The sequence below is a fragment of the Citrobacter farmeri genome (genome assembly GCF_019048065.1).
Classification (GTDB): Bacteria; Pseudomonadota; Gammaproteobacteria; order Enterobacterales; family Enterobacteriaceae; genus Citrobacter_A; species Citrobacter_A farmeri.
In genome coordinates this window covers 862,572-878,982 of record NZ_CP077291.1, presented here as the reverse complement: position 1 = coordinate 878,982, position 16,411 = coordinate 862,572, and the positions used below count along the sequence as shown (strand labels likewise).

The following is a 16,411-nucleotide window of genomic DNA, read 5'->3' as shown; positions in this document are numbered from 1 at the left end:
TTCGCTGGAGACCGAATGATGAATGTCCGGGGATCATGACGACACGTCCTCATCCGAATCAAGCTTACGGTAAAACCCCTGCTCCAGTTTCGCTTCCAGTATCGACCGGACTTCAACCGCCAGGTTTTTATAAAATTCAGACAGTTCGTCGTCCTTACACAGCAGGACGATTTTGCGTCGCTCTTTGCGGTTGTTGATACGGATAATCTTCAGCGCATCAGTAAACGCAGGAATAGTGGTAATAAACAGCGGCGTGGTCAGCGTCCATCCGCAACCGCAGGCAATTAATTTCAGAATGTCATCAGCATTGTCCATTTCAAACTGTATGGACGGAGACAAATTATTCCATTTCAGCCAGTTGAGCGTCTGGATGCCGGTCGGCGTATTGCGAGTGTAGGCGATGTAGTCCCTGTTTTTACACAACTCTTCCAGCCGTGTCTCCGGCCAGGCTTTGGGACAAACGCACAGAAACTCCTCCTCAATTAGCGGGTACATTCTGACATTAGGCGGCATCTCAGTATGCAACATCGTGATAGCCAGGTTAATGCTGCCCGTATTCAGTGCAGAAAGCAGTCCCGACGCTGTCCCGGTAACCTGGAAAATATGTTTCACCTGCGGTTGCAGGAACTTAAGGATATCCAGGCCGATGGATTTACCGATCGAATCAACAAAGCCGATTTTCAAATGTGAAATATGCCCGTGACTGATCGCGTTAATATGTTCCTGTAAATAGATACCGCTATCGATAATCTTTTTCCCCAGCGGATACAGCGCCTGCCCGGCTATCGTCATCTGAATTGGCCGCTGGGAACGGTTAATCACCTCTGTCTTTAAGCCATTTTCCAGATTCGCGATCTGCTGAGAAATCGAAGATTGAGTCAGGCTGAGTTTCTTTGCCGCAGCGGTAAATGAACCGGTCTCAATCACCGCTAAAAACGCCTGTAACTGCTTAAAATCGAAGTTAATGTCTTTCATCACCCTCTCTACTATTACATTTTTTAATAATGAGTATTTATCTTTTCAATGGTTTTTTTTCTTTGAGCCACTTCAAATTATCAGTACCGCCAGCAAATTAAGGTAGCGATACACCTTAATACAGGAAGAGAGACAACGATGCGTGAAGAAAAGGATCTATTAGGAACTTTAATGGTGCCAGATGACGCCTACTACGGTATTCAAACGCAACGAGCGGTACTGAATTTTTCAGTATCGGGACAAACCGCCGCGGACATTCCGCATTTCCTGTGGTCTATTGCCGCGATCAAACACGCGGCGGCTCAGGCAAACGCGCAAATTGGCGCGTTGGATCAGCAAAAAGCAGCCGTCATCGTGACGGCGTCGCAGGAGGTGATGAACGGACGTTTTGACGCCCATTTCCCGATTGATATTTTTCAGGGCGGCGGCGGCACTTCAACCAACATGAACATGAATGAAGTGATCGCTAACCGCGCGAATGAACTTCTCACCGGCGCACGTGGGTATGACGCGGTTCACCCGAATACGCACGTCAATATGGGGCAGTCTACTAACGACGTCATTCCTGCGGCAATGAAAATGACCAGCCGCATGAATATCAAACAGTTGCTCGTACAACTGGAAAAACTGGAAACCGTATTAGCAGATAAAAGCCGTCTGTTTGCCGACAAGGTGAAGTTAGGCCGCACCTGCTTACAGGATGCGGTGCCGATGACATTTGGTCAGCAGTTTGGCGCGTATCGCACACAGGTGAGCAGACTCAAGGAAAAGCTGACCGAGGTTAACGAAGAGGCGTTGTGTTTACCGCTGGGGGCGACGGCTATCGGCACCGGGTTATCCACACATGAGGGATACCTTCCGGCAGTTTATCACTGGCTGGAAACCCTCACGGGCGAAAAATATCGCCCGGAAACGGATTTCTTCGATGGTTTGCAACACGGTGATTTTTATATTGAATTCTCCGCACAGCTGAAAAAAATCGCCGCGTTTCTCTCCAAAATGGCGACCGATTTTCGTATTCAAGGTTCAGGACCGCGTGCAGGCTTTAATGAAATTATCGTTCCGGCCGTGCAACCGGGCTCATCCATCATGCCCGGCAAAATTAACCCGGTCATGCCCGAACTGATGAATCAAATTGCGTATCAGGTCATTGGCAATGACGTCACGGTGACCATGGCCGTTGAAGGTGGCGAACTTGACCTGAACGTGTGGGAACCTGTGCTGCTGAAGGCGCTTTTCGAATCCTGTTCGTTGTTGAGTCGGGGGATACCGCTATTCATCGATAAATGCCTGAAAGATATCGCGATCAATGAGGAAGTGAGCGCCCGATACGCAGAAGGAAGTACGGCGCTGGCCACTATCGTGGCAACGCTGTTTGGTTATCAGGTCGGATCGCGAATTGCAAAAGCCGCGTATCAACAACAGTGCAGCGTAAAGCAGGTCGTGCTGGCAGAAAAACTGCTAACACCGGAACAGGCAGATTATCTGCTTGATCCGATGAATATGACCGACCCGCAAAAGAGTACGGCAGCGATTAAACGCTATCAAACAGAAATGAATATGTTGTAATCATCTGTTATCGAAAAATAAGCGTTAACTGCAGGTAATGAATATTCACTATTCATTACCTCACCCCCGCGTTGCCGATAAATAAAATATAACAAAGAGCAGGTTAATTATATGGTGATATTACATGTCGTTTTATTGCTGGGAACCATCATGCTTGCCGCCCGCTGGGGCGGAATTGGCGTCGGGTTTGCCGGCGGGATCGGATTAGCGATTTCGGTATTTATCTTTGGCGTTCCGGCGGGTTCTCCTCCTGTCGACGTGATGCTTATTATTCTGTCAACTATTGTGGCGCTGTCGGCCATGCAGCAGGCCGGTGGGATGGATTATCTCGTCACCCTGACAGAAAAATTATTACGTCATCATCCTGGCTACCTTAATATTCTCGCCCCCACTGTAACCTTTATTTTGACGGTACTTTCCGGTACCGGTTATACCGCGATGTCAGTGATGAACGTGATTCAGGAAGTCGCGAAAGATAATGGGATCAGACCCAGCCAGCCATTAAGTTCCGCGGTTGTGGCTTCACAATTAGGGATTACCGCTTCCCCTATCTCTGCCGCCACAGCGATTATGTACGGCACTGTTGAGGTGATGGGCGTCAGTTTCGGTGATGCGATGCTGGTTATCCTGCCCACCGCGTTATTCGCTATGCTGATCGCGGCTTTTATTGCCAGCAGACAGGGTGCAAAACTGGCCGACGATCCCGTGTGTCAAAAAATCATGCAGGAAAATAAAATTGTACTGAATAAATCGACCCACCGCCCTATTCCCGCTGGCGGGAAATCTTCGGTTGCCATATTCCTGGCAGGCGTTGTCTTTGTGGTGTGTATGCTGCTGTTTAAATCACTGATTGGACATACCATCAACTCCCGCGACTTAATTATTATTACGATGTTTGTTGTGTCCACGATCATTATTTTTACCTGTAAACTGGACATGAAGGATCTGAAGAACTCACCGATATTTAAATCAGGCGCGGAATCGCTGGTGGTCGTTTTAGGGATTGTCTGGTTGAGCAGTACGCTTATCGGTGCCCATATTGATGAAATCAAGATGGAAGCCAGTGACATTTTACGCGCCTGGCCGGTATTACTGGCCGCGGTATTTTTCTGTACCAGCGCGATGCTGTTCAGCCAGGGGGCAACCAGTGCGTTACTGATGCCTATCGCCGCGTCGATCGGAATTAGCGCAGATGCCATATTAGCCAGTTTTGTCGCGGTCAGCGCGCTTTATATCACGAATATTTATCCGACAACGGCGTTTGCGATAGCCACTGATGATACGGGATCGTTTCTCAGTCCACGCTGGAATGGCTCCAGGATCATTAACCATCCTTTCTTCCTGCCGGGATGTTTGTCGATTATCTTCTCGGTACCGTTTGGCTTCTTACTGGCACAGCTGATTTTGTAATGGCGAAAACAGAACAGGTTAACGTTAACCTGTTCTGATGTTCACCCGTGTGGTCGTCATTCGCAGTTATTGGTATGTCATTGTAAAAGACAGTACGCCATTCGCCGCCCCTGTGGTGATGCGTTCGCCCGTCTGGTAGTAACGAGCCTTAAGCGGCACCGTGAATCCGCCCCCCGTACCCGATGTGCCAACCGCAACCTCTGAGCCCAACCTCATCGGTTGATTGTCGTAAAGCAGTTGGATCCCGACCCCTGTGGCGGCGTTACTACCACTGGTCGTATTGATAACGCCTTTCGTTGCGTCATAAATATCGCCTTCCATCCTGACGCTGACCGCCGTTCCGGCATTGCAGGTCATCGGCAGACTGAAGGACTGGGTATATGTCTCCCCCGGCGTTGTGCCTTTGCCATTAAAGGCGTTTTTATCGACCTCTTTCATATCGACAGGGATGGATGCCGCGGTGAGTTTGCAGGCCGGCGTGGTCACCGTAAACGCATTGATACTGACTGCGGCCTCTGGGGATTGCCAGAGCAGCGAGTTATTCAGCAATACCAACGCCCCCACCGTTCTTGCCGATATCGTGCCAGACCCCGTCTCCGTCGCCGTTTTATAAAACGTCACCGTGACTGAGCCATTTAATCCAGGGCTTATCATTCCCGTGGTATTTTGACACAGCTGAGCGGTGTTAATATCCCCTCGCATAGTATTCGACCCGGTGACGGTGGCATTCCCTCCGGCACACTTTGCCGTTGTAGCGGAAATAGCATAGCCAATACCGTTAACGTTGGTTTTATAAACCCGAACGCCATTAACCATCGAATCGAAGGTGCCTGTCGCCTTTACGCCAAACGTTTGATTGGAAATGACCCCTTCCTGTGAGTCATAACAACTGAACGCATTCACTGTCGGGGTCATTATCTGTGTACCAATAACGGCCCCCATCGGCAGATCCCTGGAGATAGTGATATTCTGTGGCGATAATGTTGTTGAAGGCGTGACTGTCGAACAATCCCACGCCAGCACGGTACGTGAAAACAGTCCCAGAGCCACCAAAAGTAAACTCACAATAATTCGATTCATCTTATTCTCCACTTACCTGCACTCCGCGGTGACGTTATGCGTTTTGTCAGAAGCCTGCGCAATCTGATAATTTGCCAGACAACTTTCTCCAGCCCAGTTCACCACCACGGAGCCTTTTTCCGGTGCACCGCTAAACCAGACTCGCTGACGATCGTCAACAATCCCTTCTGGCGTATTGTCACGGTTGTTAATTTTTGCTGTCGCGCCAAACGGAATCGTTTTGCCCGTCAATTGCAGCATGATTCGGTAGCCGGTAACGGTCGGGAAATCGGCCAGCGCCAGCGCTCCTTTTGTTGGTACGACGGTCTGCGTGTCGCTCAACACATCAGTATTGTTATTCAACGTGTCGGTATTTAACGTCAGACTGTTCTGCCGATATGGCGCAACGTACGGCACGACGGCAAAACCTTTACTGTCTGTGTAAATGCCACTGTTATTCGCCACTTTCACATCCGCCGCATTCTCGGCCTTCACCAACGCCATCGTCTCGCCAAGCGGTTGAGTCGCGGAGACGCCATACGGATGAACGACCAGTCCGCCCATCGCGCCAACTGACACCTGACGGTTATCGCGAGAGTAGTTATAACCAAGCTGATATTCACCCTGACGGCCCTTATAATTCGCCGACGCGCTGCCCGTCACATCTGACCCCTTACTGTTGTATCCCTGCTGTACGTTCCAGCTCAGATTTCTGTCTTCCAGCGCGGAACCTGACAGCCCTATCTGTGAAGTGGCATCGCCTTTTTTATTCGCGTTTGCCGAAATCGTCATCCAGCTATTTGGCAAGAAACGTGAGAACGGAATCTGCATCGTAAAAGAGACGATATGATCATTGTCGTTGTGCCAGGGACCGCGGGAATAGCTGTAGTTCAGGCCATAATTAATATTGTTAATACTGGTGTTGTAACCGAGGCTGATGTTACGTTCGCTATCCCCCCCCCAGTAATCCTGGTGCCAGGCAGAAAAATTGATATTCCCGAAATCACCGAGCTGCTGGTTCAACGTCACCTGTGCCTTACTGCGTTTGTTACGCTGATAACGCCAGTCATTGCCTTCCAGAACGCTATCGCTCGCGATCCGGTATTTATTCACATCGCCATTCGCTTCCTGAAAATCATGAAAACCGGAAGAGGAATACCGATATCCCATCAGACTCAGCGAGGTGCCCGTGGATGAAAAATCTTTGGCGTACTGCGCACGAAGCGAGATGCCGTCTTCCGTTTTGCCTGGCATCTGCGTATGAGCAAAAGTGGTGTCAAAAGAGAACGAACCGAAATCACCCAATCCTTTGCCGATACCTATTGCTCCGGCCTGGTAATCTCCTGATGCCAGCGTTCCGCCGTAAACCGTAGTGTCCCACGGCAACCCATAACTCATTGTGGCCTGGAGAAATTCGGGTTCCTTATCTGTGCTGCTTGATGCACGATATTTCCCCGCAGCCAGCGCATATTTAAACTGGCCTTCACGCTGCATGATCGGCACCGCCGAAAATGGCTGAATGAACTGATGCACCGAACCGTCTGCTTCACGCACAACCACGGTAAGATCGCCGCTGGCGGCAGTAGGATAGAGATCGTCAATCACAAACGGGCCTGGCGGAACATAAGACTGCCAGATAATATTCCCGCCCTGACGAATGGTGACTTGTGCATTACTTTGCGCTATACCACGAACCACTGGCGCAAATCCCCGTACGCTTTCCGGCAGCATGGTGTCATCCGAATACAGTTGCGCGCCGCGGAAATGGACACTGTCAAACACGCCGGCCTGGGTATATCCGTCACCAACACTGAACTGACTTTTCAGTACTTTAATATCACGCTCCAGTGAAGTACTGAGGGTGTTCCAGTGCCCGTCCCCTTCGTTATTGTTATAAGTCGAGTAATTGCGCAATCGCCAGGGACCGACGTTAATCCCACTACGCAGATTCAGATAGCTGTCATTACGCGAATCCCCTTTGCCACGACTGTTGGCCGCAGAGAAGTTATAATTCATGAACAACATATTCAGTCCGTCATCCCACTGTTCCGGTGAAACAGAGCCGCGTGGATCGCGCTGCATATATTCTTGCGGCACCGAAATATCCAGACGCATCCCATCAAACTGAAAATTGAGTTGGCTCCCGGGAAGTAACGCACCAATATTATCGATGGCGGCGGAATCGTCCTTACTCATCCAGTCAGGCTGTGCGTTACGCTTCACCCCCCATTTCACGAAATCGGCGTAGGTTAACAATGGAGCCAATTCACTCTCTTTACCCAGAAAGCTAATGTCACGAGATTCGATATAATTTCCGTTCAGATAAACATCAACGTGATAAACACCGGGAACCTGTCCGTCAGTTCTACTGAAACGGGAGATATCAATATCACGTGGAATATTCCCTCGCGTTTCAATAAAATCTGGGGAAAAATAATCCTCAGCCAACACGGTTGACGTATGTGTAAACAGATAGATAAGAACTGATAATTTCGTTAACGTTGCAAAACCTGAAACCGCATTGAGCTGGAGCATAAGTATTTAACCTACATTTTAACTTTTTGTTCAGTCGTGACGCCTCCAAAATCATTAATCGCACGCCACGATACGTCTCCCCCCGTTATCCCTGACAGAGGCAGCGTTACTGTTTGAAATGGTAATACCATTGGAGGCTTAGTTATCGTCTTGCCGTTCACCTTTATTTCATTAAGCGACACGCTATAAGGCGTTGGATTATTTACCGTTAACTTCCCGCCCTCGCGTGAAAAAATTAATTGCTGGTATGCCAATGACGGATCGCCTTTTAATCCAGCAGGGCGGTAAAAGAGCTTCATTTTACTTTTCACCGCGATCAACAATTCATTTTTCGCATCCGGAGAGGATGAAGGGATCGCTTTTATATTCAACCAGTAAACGCTTTCCCTGTCCGAGGGTAAGTTGTTTTCTGCCAATATGACACGAACAGAATTCTGAGCATTTGGATTTAATTTAAACAAGGGTGGCGTCGTGGTAAATTCGCTGCCACTATCATCACTATTTTCACTTTTACTCACCCATGACTGAATTAAATATGGTTTGTTGTCCGGGTTTTTAACACTGATTGCAGCCTGATTGGCGTTACCATTATAAACAAGACGCGTACCGCCTATTTCAATACCACTGATTGCCGCTGTTGAGATAAAGATCATCCCCACAGCAACCGTTTTATATAATTGCTGAAACATGTGCGTTCCTGATTGATTACTCAGGGCCACGAGTGGCCCTGCTTTTACTGATAAGTCACCGTGAAGGAGGTTGACGCATTTGCCGTCCCCGCTCCGACAGTACCTGTGGCCATATATTTCGCGAAATAGGTCAACGTATTGTTGACGTCTTCCAACAACGTCACGCTAGCCGAAGAAGAGCCAACCGGGATCAGTGTGGCGCTGTCCTGTTCATAAAGAGCAACACCGACATTCGTCGCCGTTTGCCCCGAGGTCAGAGCGAGAATCGAAGGATTCGCCGTGTTAGTGGCACCGTCAAACCGAATACTGGCGCTGGTTACACTCGCCGGACAGGATTTCAACACAATATTAAAACGCTTGGCTGCCGCTGTTGCGCCATTCCCGCCAGAAAATGCCGCCGTTGAAACAGTTCCCAGATCAACGGGTTGCGCAATCGCAGAAGGATCAACCACACACGCCGTTCCCGTAATTGTTCCGGTAAAATTAATGACGCCATCGGCTGCATTAGCTGCTTGCAGAGCAGAAAGCGATAGCATCGCAGAAATCAGTGCAATTTTTTTCATATCGTTAAATCCAGATAGTTAAGGTTATATTTAATTAAACGCGTTGATGTTAAAAACAATTATTCCGTACTCACCTCCTCTGCTTATTCTCACTCCCGACATTAAAGCAATAATTTATGGAAGGTCAGATTCATAAGTAAAATCTTTGCACATTCTTACTCGTGCGATATTTCTATACAGAGACACTCGATTACCGAGTTGAAGTTTAAATATTAAACTGCGGCGATGCGCATAAAATGTCTTCATCGACATGCCTAATAATTTACCAATCTCATTCGCATCCATTCCTTTCTGCATACAAGCAAGAACTTCATTTTCCCGGAATGAAAGCGTGTATTTCACTCGGTAAGCATATCGCGCGTCATTGACAAACAGACATGAGAGAATTTCATTTATCCGTCGTTTCTTATCAATAAAAGCAATATTACTCAAGTGGTTCAAGGCATAGTAGTCGAGATCATTGGTGATAAATGCAATGATTTTCCTGCCTGGAGATATATACTCTGCGATCCGTTGAATACTGGACTCATCGACATCAACTATATAGTAATTTTCATCAATCAACTCCGGCGTTAACAACGCACTTATGCCGACAATAAAAAAATAATCATCAGAAAAAACGGAGTCTGACAACTTCATAAAACTTCCCTTTTCGACACTTCCCGTTTGCTTTTTTAACGTCAGTAAGTCACCTCATGTTTCGGTGTAAAATTTACAGAAAATAATTCCGCATGACATCACAAAAGTCGTGGTTTTCGGAAGCAAACACAAAAACGATCGTTTCTACTATCTTTTCACCTTCAAAAGAACAACGATCCACAATTAACTATTTTTATCAAAATAAAAAGCCACAAAGATAAATAAAAATAGTATTAAACGCTACCGACATGGATAGGTTTGGTTTAATGATTCAGGCATATTTGATAGCTGAAACTTGTAATAAACGAAAATATGGATTTTTCTTAGGAAATATACCAGGTTTAATTAACGAATTTTATTCTGTTGGAACAGGGCTTATTTTACCTGGTTAACACAGGAGCAACATCAGCGGCGCCTTATTATTCTGTCAGGCGCCGCCTACACGTGTAGGAAGGGGAATTAAGGTGTGAATTTCTCGATTGCCAGATCCAGTTCCTCCAACAGTGCCTGGATATGCTCAAGCTCACCAGGCAGTTCTGTGACAGTAATAGCATCCGGGAGTTTATCCTCCAAAGACTGCGCAGCTTTCATTAAGGTCTCAACCCCCAATAGCTGAGCAGTACCGTTAATGCGATGAATATGATGTTTAACCAGACGATAATCACCAGACTCACTGGCTTTATAAGCCGCTGTTAAATCACAGCGATTTTCTACCTGCGCATCTTTTAATGCGCGAAGCATCAATTCCCGATTGCCTTGCGCCAGCATCGCCAGTCTTTCGAGATCAAATACGGTGTCGTGGGTCTCAATGACACCGGAGAGCAAATGAGAAAGCTGCGACAACGTAATGGGTTTAAAAAGACAGGCATTCATTCCCGCCGACAGGCAACGTTCGCGCTCATGCTCCTGCGCCGTTGCCGTGAGCCCCCAGATGACAAGCCTCGTATTACCTTTTCTTACCTGCCGGGTAAGCTCAATACCATCCATAACGGGCATATTGAGATCGGTAATCAACAAGTCATACTCTCTTTGCTGAAGATAATGTAATGCGACCTCTCCATTGTCGGCTTCATCCGCCATGATGCCCAATGTTGCAAGCTGACGTTTCAGGAGTAACCGGCTGAAAGAGAGGTCATCAGCGATTAATATCCGGAGTGTTCCTTGAAATGCTGGCAGAGGTGAATCAACGTCCGTAACGGTGGGCGTGATATCAAACGACGTCTGGACTGGCAGGCTCAACGTCACTGTCGTCCCCCGATTAACCTCACTTTGCAGTTCGATTGTTCCTCCCATTTGCTTCATTAACGCCCGACTGATTGCTAATCCAAGTCCCGAACCGCGATGATGTTCTCCCGCTTTTCCCTGGCTAAAGGCGGTGAATAAACGTCGTTGTTCTTCTTCGCTCATCCCAGGGCCAGAATCGGTCACCGAAATCACCAGCGTTTGCTCATGTTTCACTGCGGAAATTCGCACATCACCGCGTTCGGTAAATTTCACCGCGTTACCAATAATATTGGTGAGAACTTGCCCCAGTAATTGCGGATCCAGCCGCATTGCCTCACGCGCGTCTAAACGAGAATCGAAACGTAGCGCGATCCCTTTTTGCGCCGCCAGCGCGCTAAATAGCGTAATGTTGTCTTTTATCAGATCATCAGGATATTTCCACTGAGGGACGACCTCTAACAAGCCGGATTCAATCTTCTCCAGATCGAGGATCTCACCGATTAATTTTAATAACGAACGTGAGGCCTGAGCCGCCTGGTCCACTGACGCTTTATCTTCCGGACTAAACTTTGCCGGAGAGAGTTGCAGGAGTTCAAGGAATCCCATAATGGCACTTACCGGAGTGCGTATCTCATGACTCATATGAGAAAGAAATTCCCGCTTCTCCTCATTGGCCCTGAGAGCCCTGTTCCGCTCCTCTTTGAGTAAGCGTTGAGAACGTTTTCTGACGCGAACTTCCCGCGACAAATAGACTGCCCATAACAAGGTGCTGAGTATCAGTAACGACGCTAACGTAGCCACCAGATAAAAAGGCCTGTTATACAACTCCCAGGTATCTATTTTGACATCCGGCAGACGGATCCATTTGCTGACGATCTGCAGGACTTCTTTTTGTGGAATATCATCTAACGCTTTATCCAGAATTTGCCGTAACTCCGGTTCAGAACGGGGCACCGCGAAACTAATTGCCGCGGGCTCTTCTCCGGTAAGCGGTATCCAGGAAAGCTGATCGGGATAGTAATGTTCACTCAGATAACGCGCGGTCAACTGATTTGAAATGGCAGCATCCACTTTTCCTGTTGCGACCAGATTCAATGCCACGCTGGAATTTTCCACCTCTTCCCACTGAATGCCGGTATATTGCGCCTTCAGCGTAGTCAGTAAAGTATGATCGGCACTGATAGCAATATGATTACCGGGTCGCAACACATTCTCTTTACCTTCCTCTTTTCTGGTAACGGCAACGAATTGTGTGGTGATAAAGGGGTGAGTATAAGAGAGATAATCTTCCCGGCTGAGATCATAGGTTGCGGCCTGCACAATATGCCAGTTACCTTTCTTCATTTCAGCGATCATCTCTTTATTCGATTTGACGACAACGGTCTCAAACTGAATACCTGTTTCCAGGCTAATCAAATTAAGGATGTCGCCAACAATACCTCGGATCTGCTGGCTGCCATCAACCATCGTGTAGGGTGCAAACCAGGGATTAATAATCACACGTAGTGTTTTATGATTATTCAACCACTGCTTTTCGCGTGGCGTCAGATTCAGAGGTTCTATCAGGAAAGAGAGATTGCTTTTATCAATCATCGACTGGCCAATTTGACCATGAACATTTTCATCAATTGCACTAAGGGTATTGTTTACAATGTCCCGCAAACGTTGCTGTGCGGGCAAAAATAGAAAGTAACTTTTTCTCTGCGGAGCTGGCCAATACTTTACCGTCGTCAGCGCAAGGCTGAACTCCTGGGAAAGCCAGGTACTGGTCGTGAGTGAATCACCGAAAAACCAGGTATTGCGTCCGTTATTGACGGAATTCAACGCCTCCTGATAACTGCTATAGTTATCGATCTCGGCATCAGGAAAGGACTGACGGATAAAATCAGCATCCGGATAGTGGTTAACAATTGCCACATTTGTACGTTGCGCACTCTGCAATGGCGCCATCACATTGCCAAGGGAAGTCACTAAATTGGGCCAGGAATGAATCAGGGGCAGAGAACGCTGAACACTTTCGTCACTCCAGGACTGCCCCTCCAGCCCGGTCAATACCATATCGACTTCACCCTTTTTGAGCGCCTCAACCGCGTCAGTTTGCCCCGGATACGCCATCACACTTATGCGTGTATTAAGGGAATGTTGGATTAATGCCAGATAATCAGCATTCATTCCCCGATAACGTCCAGTCAGCATTGTCAGAACAAGCGGCGGCTGACCGGGACCATAAACAGCGACGTTGAGTCTTTTTTTCTGTTGCAGCCAACGTTTGTCATCCTCACTCAGATAAACCGGCACAGGCGAGATATAATTGACCCCTGACAGCTCCAGTTCAACAGGCGGTTTTTGCTGTGCATAAACCGCATGCCCACCTATTGATAAAGCAATAAACACCACCAACAGCCATTTATTCATCATCATGTCAGCTTATTTTGGTGAGCAAAAGAGAGCAGTTCGATTAATGATTTACAGCCGAGTTTTTCCATTAGTCGCGTTTTATAAGTACTGACGGTTTTACCACTAATATGCATGATCTCGCCGATTTGCGAATTGTCCAAACCGCTCAGCACATGCCCCATGACCTTCATCTCTTGTGCAGAAAGGGACTCCAGACGCTGCGAATCGGTCAGGATTTCGGAGGCTTCTTCGGGGAAAAATGGAAAGTAGGTATACCCATTCTGCGCGGCGTTAATGGCCGCCAGGATGTTATCCATGTTCTGCTTTTTACTGATAAACGCGTTCGCCCCCGCCTGCGCACAGCGCTTGCTGTAGTAACGATCGTTTTTCGCGGAGACAACAACCAGCACACCGGGATAGCGATTCATTCTGAGCTTCTCCACCAGCGCTACACCATCGACACCGGGGATCTCTACGTCAATAACCACAATATCCGCTGTCGTTTTTACCAGACTGTTCAGCGCAATCGCACCGTCTTCATACTCCCCGAGAACCGTAATGTGATCTTTCTCCAGCACACCACGAATAGCCATACGCGCCAGAGGATGATCGTCCACTATAATTGCCGTGCGAGAACGTATTTCACTCATAATTCCCCCCGAAAAGCATGAGGCATTAGATCTGCTATGTTATTGAGAATAGTGTAAACAATACGGCAGGCTATCTCCTACATTAACCTTTGTCGTGAGGAACCGCTCACTGTTCTCGGAAGTTTCCCGCCCTGTCCAACATAATATATTTAAAAATAAGATATCGGATGCTCACTCATACGCGATCGTGATGACTGAGCCTGCCGCACTATGCAAGAAACGCATAGTGCGAAACATTCTTGCATTTTCCCCATATCCCCATGACTGATAAGGTCATTGAGTTCGGGCCACTTTTGGCCTGTCGCGATAAACACACATCATCAAAAAAATAACGGGGTTCGCTATGGCGCAACAAGGGGAACAGGCGGCGCTGCCGCTTGCAGCAGAAAAAGTCGGACTTAAAGGGTATCTGGCATTTTTTCTGACCATCATTTTCTTTTCCGGCGTATTTTCCGGAACGGAAGGCTGGTGGCGTGTTTTTGATTTTACCGTGTTGAACGGTTCATTTGGCCAAATCGCAAACGGGGCTGGACAAACGTCCGTAACCTTCCGGGGGGCGGGCGGTACTGGTGCAAAAGATGGTTTTCTTTTCGCGCTGGAACTCGCGCCATCTGTCATTTTGTCACTGGGCATTATTTCAATAACCGACGGTCTGGGCGGATTGCGCGCGGCTCAACAACTGATGACGCCAATCCTAAAGCCGCTGTTGGGCATTCCGGGCATCTGCTCGCTGGCGCTCATCGCGAACTTACAAAATACCGATGCGGCTGCGGGTATGACGAAAGAACTGGCGCAGGATGGCGAAATCACTGAGCGCGACAAAGTTATTTTTGCAGCCTACCAGACCAGCGGTAGCGCGATTATTACTAACTATTTTTCCTCTGGCGTCGCCGTCTTCGCATTTCTGGGAACGTCTGTTATCGTCCCGCTGGCCGTCATTCTGGTGTTTAAATTTGTCGGCGCGAATCTGCTACGTATCTGGATCAATTTTGAAGAACGCCGTAACCCAACGCAAGGAGCACAAGCATGACCACTCAGGTTCGCAAAAATGTCATGGACATGTTTATCGACGGTGCCCGCCGCGGCTTCACTATTGCCACCACTAACCTGCTGCCAAACGTGGTCATGGCGTTCGTCATTATTCAGGCGCTGAAAATTACCGGACTACTTGACTGGGTTGGGCACATTTGCCAGCCGATCATGGCGCTGTGGGGACTTCCCGGTGAAGCGGCCACCGTGCTGTTAGCGTCGCTAATGAGCATGGGCGGCGCGGTCGGCGTTTCCGCCAGTCTGCTCGCGGCAGGGGCATTGAATGGTCACGACGTAACGGTTCTGCTCCCGGCGATATACCTGATGGGTAACCCTGTGCAGAACGTGGGTCGCTGCCTCGGTACCGCCGAAGTGAACGCCAAATATTATCCCCATATCATTGCGGTGTGCGCCATCAACGCACTGCTGTCGATCTGGGTTATGCAACTCATTGTTTAAAAGGGAATTACCATGCCTGATTTATCCTTTGCAGAATTTACGTTGCTGCAGGGTGCACACCTTTACACTCCTGAAGACCAGGGGATTTGCGACGTGTTTCTCGCCAACGGCAAGATTATTGCCGTAGCACGCGATATCTCTCCACACCTTGTACCGGATTGTAAGGTTATCAATCTCAAAGGGCGGATTCTGTGTCCTGGCTTTATCGATCAGCATGTTCACCTGATTGGCGGCGGCGGCGAAGCGGGTCCCACGACCCGAACGCCAGAAGTGAGACTGAGCAAACTGACCGAAGCCGGGGTCACGACCGTCATTGGTTTGCTCGGCACTGACTCTGTGACTCGCCATCCGGAATCCCTGCTGGCGAAAACCCGGGCGCTAAATGAAGAAGGGATCACCGCCTGGATGTTAACCGGCGCTTACCATGTCCCTTCACCGACAATCACCGGTTCCGTAGAAAAAGATGTGGCGCTGATAGATCGCGTCATCGGCGTAAAATGCGCCGTCTCTGACCACCGCTCTGCCGCCCCTGGTGATTATCACCTGGCAAACATGGCAGCGGAATCCCGCGTGGGTGGACTGCTGGGCGGCAAACCTGGGGTTAGCGTGTTCCATATGGGTGACAGCAAAAAGGGGCTCAAACCGCTGTATGACATTCTGGAAAACAGCGATGTGCCGATGAGTAAGCTGCTTCCCACCCACGTTAACCGCAATGAGGCACTGTTCGAAGAAGCTCTGGCCTTTGCTCTCAAAGGCGGAACTATCGATATCACCAGCGGTATTCCCGATCCGGTTGCGCCGGCGGAGGGTGTGGCGCGTGCAGTGAAAGCCGGTATACCGCTTGCCCGGATAACGGTCAGTTCTGATGGTAATGGTAGCCAGCCGTTATTTGATGATGCCGGGAAACTGACCGGAATTGGCGTGGCGGGCTTCGAGAGTTTGCTCGAAACCGTACAATCGCTAATAAACGATTACGGATTTACCCTGACCGATGCACTGCGTCCGCTGACGACCAGTGTGGCGACCTTTCTTAACCTTTCCACTAAAGGCGAAATCGCCCCCGGGAAGGATGCCGACCTGCTGGTGATGACACCGGAATTGCGGATTGAGCAGGTTTATGCCCACGGCAAACGAATGGTGGTTGACGGTAAAGCCTGCGTGAAGGGCACCTTCGAGTAAGAGCTATCGGTTGTCAGCCGTGTGAATGCCCGTA

Annotated in this window: 13 protein-coding genes; 5 read left to right on the top strand and 8 right to left on the bottom strand. The window is 48.7% G+C overall.

What is annotated here, in order from left to right; all coding sequences use genetic code 11:
- Positions 1-33 precede the first annotated feature (33 nt).
- Positions 34-975: a LysR family transcriptional regulator gene (locus I6L53_RS04075; protein ID WP_052425407.1), complete on the bottom strand. Its 942-nt coding sequence runs from the start codon at positions 973-975 to the stop codon at positions 34-36.
- A 138-nt stretch (positions 976-1,113) separates the two neighbouring features.
- Here I6L53_RS04075 and I6L53_RS04070 point away from each other — a divergent pair, with 138 nt between their 5' ends.
- Together I6L53_RS04070 and I6L53_RS04065 are read left to right on the top strand one after the other, a co-directional pair.
- The gene (locus I6L53_RS04070) at positions 1,114-2,544 is read left to right on the top strand and encodes an aspartate ammonia-lyase (RefSeq protein WP_042322277.1); all 1,431 of its coding nucleotides are present in this window, start codon (positions 1,114-1,116) and stop codon (positions 2,542-2,544) included.
- Positions 2,545-2,655: 111 nt separating this feature from the next.
- A complete protein-coding gene (locus I6L53_RS04065) occupies positions 2,656-3,954 on the top strand; it encodes an anaerobic C4-dicarboxylate transporter (RefSeq protein ID WP_042322274.1) in 1,299 nt (432 codons plus the stop codon).
- A gap of 66 nt (positions 3,955-4,020) precedes the next feature.
- Here the strand turns inward: I6L53_RS04065 and I6L53_RS04060 are convergent, their stop codons facing one another.
- The 7 genes from I6L53_RS04060 to evgA form a co-directional block, all read right to left on the bottom strand.
- Positions 4,021-5,034, bottom strand: a complete 1,014-nt coding sequence (locus I6L53_RS04060) for a fimbrial protein (RefSeq protein ID WP_042322271.1) — start codon at positions 5,032-5,034, stop codon at positions 4,021-4,023.
- A gap of 12 nt (positions 5,035-5,046) precedes the next feature.
- Positions 5,047-7,548 (bottom strand): fimbria/pilus outer membrane usher protein, encoded by a 2,502-nt coding sequence (locus I6L53_RS04055; RefSeq protein ID WP_042322268.1) that lies wholly within the window; start codon positions 7,546-7,548, stop codon positions 5,047-5,049.
- Between the two features lie 11 nt (positions 7,549-7,559).
- Positions 7,560-8,237, bottom strand: coding sequence for a fimbrial biogenesis chaperone (locus I6L53_RS04050; protein ID WP_042322264.1), 678 nt, complete (start codon positions 8,235-8,237; stop codon positions 7,560-7,562).
- A 44-nt stretch (positions 8,238-8,281) separates the two neighbouring features.
- A complete protein-coding gene (locus I6L53_RS04045; RefSeq protein WP_042322259.1) occupies positions 8,282-8,800 on the bottom strand; it encodes a fimbrial protein in 519 nt (172 codons plus the stop codon).
- Between the two features lie 114 nt (positions 8,801-8,914).
- Complete coding sequence (locus tag I6L53_RS04040) at positions 8,915-9,439, bottom strand: helix-turn-helix transcriptional regulator (RefSeq protein WP_042322256.1); 525 nt, start codon at positions 9,437-9,439, stop codon at positions 8,915-8,917.
- Positions 9,440-9,898: 459 nt separating this feature from the next.
- Entirely contained in the window at positions 9,899-13,084 is a 3,186-nt protein-coding gene (locus I6L53_RS04035; RefSeq protein ID WP_232231096.1) for an ATP-binding protein, read from the bottom strand.
- Positions 13,081-13,710, bottom strand: a complete 630-nt coding sequence (gene evgA / locus I6L53_RS04030) for an acid-sensing system DNA-binding response regulator EvgA (protein ID WP_042322250.1) — start codon at positions 13,708-13,710, stop codon at positions 13,081-13,083. The genes I6L53_RS04035 and evgA overlap by 4 nt, the downstream gene beginning before the upstream one ends.
- A gap of 343 nt (positions 13,711-14,053) precedes the next feature.
- Here evgA and I6L53_RS04025 point away from each other — a divergent pair, with 343 nt between their 5' ends.
- The 3 genes from I6L53_RS04025 to iadA are packed head-to-tail and all read left to right on the top strand — an operon-like array spanning position 14,054 to position 16,377.
- On the top strand, positions 14,054-14,740 hold the full coding sequence (locus tag I6L53_RS04025; RefSeq protein WP_042322246.1) for a nucleoside recognition domain-containing protein: 687 nt from the start codon (positions 14,054-14,056) through the stop codon (positions 14,738-14,740).
- Positions 14,737-15,198: a YjiG family protein gene (locus tag I6L53_RS04020; RefSeq protein WP_042322243.1), complete on the top strand. Its 462-nt coding sequence runs from the start codon at positions 14,737-14,739 to the stop codon at positions 15,196-15,198. Before I6L53_RS04025 ends, I6L53_RS04020 begins: the two co-directional genes overlap by 4 nt.
- Before the next feature lie 12 nt (positions 15,199-15,210).
- Positions 15,211-16,377, top strand: a complete 1,167-nt coding sequence (gene iadA / locus I6L53_RS04015) for a beta-aspartyl-peptidase (protein ID WP_042322240.1) — start codon at positions 15,211-15,213, stop codon at positions 16,375-16,377.
- The last annotated feature ends 34 nt before the right edge of the window (positions 16,378-16,411 follow it).

Bases quoted from the DNA above. Each gene is read 5' to 3' on its own strand.
- I6L53_RS04025 (WP_042322246.1), top strand. From the start codon at position 14,054: ATGGCGCAACAAGGGGAACAGGCGGCGCTGCCGCTTGCAGCAGAAAAA.
- I6L53_RS04060 (WP_042322271.1), bottom strand. From the start codon at position 5,034: ATGAATCGAATTATTGTGAGTTTACTTTTGGTGGCTCTGGGACTGTTT.
- I6L53_RS04075 (WP_052425407.1), bottom strand. From the start codon at position 975: ATGAAAGACATTAACTTCGATTTTAAGCAGTTACAGGCGTTTTTAGCG.
- iadA (WP_042322240.1), top strand. From the start codon at position 15,211: ATGCCTGATTTATCCTTTGCAGAATTTACGTTGCTGCAGGGTGCACAC.
- I6L53_RS04070 (WP_042322277.1), top strand. From the start codon at position 1,114: ATGCGTGAAGAAAAGGATCTATTAGGAACTTTAATGGTGCCAGATGAC.
- I6L53_RS04045 (WP_042322259.1), bottom strand. From the start codon at position 8,800: ATGAAAAAAATTGCACTGATTTCTGCGATGCTATCGCTTTCTGCTCTG.
- I6L53_RS04055 (WP_042322268.1), bottom strand. From the start codon at position 7,548: ATGCTCCAGCTCAATGCGGTTTCAGGTTTTGCAACGTTAACGAAATTA.
- evgA (WP_042322250.1), bottom strand. From the start codon at position 13,710: ATGAGTGAAATACGTTCTCGCACGGCAATTATAGTGGACGATCATCCT.
- I6L53_RS04035 (WP_232231096.1), bottom strand. From the start codon at position 13,084: ATGATGATGAATAAATGGCTGTTGGTGGTGTTTATTGCTTTATCAATA.
- I6L53_RS04040 (WP_042322256.1), bottom strand. From the start codon at position 9,439: ATGAAGTTGTCAGACTCCGTTTTTTCTGATGATTATTTTTTTATTGTC.
- I6L53_RS04065 (WP_042322274.1), top strand. From the start codon at position 2,656: ATGGTGATATTACATGTCGTTTTATTGCTGGGAACCATCATGCTTGCC.
- I6L53_RS04020 (WP_042322243.1), top strand. From the start codon at position 14,737: ATGACCACTCAGGTTCGCAAAAATGTCATGGACATGTTTATCGACGGT.
- I6L53_RS04050 (WP_042322264.1), bottom strand. From the start codon at position 8,237: ATGTTTCAGCAATTATATAAAACGGTTGCTGTGGGGATGATCTTTATC.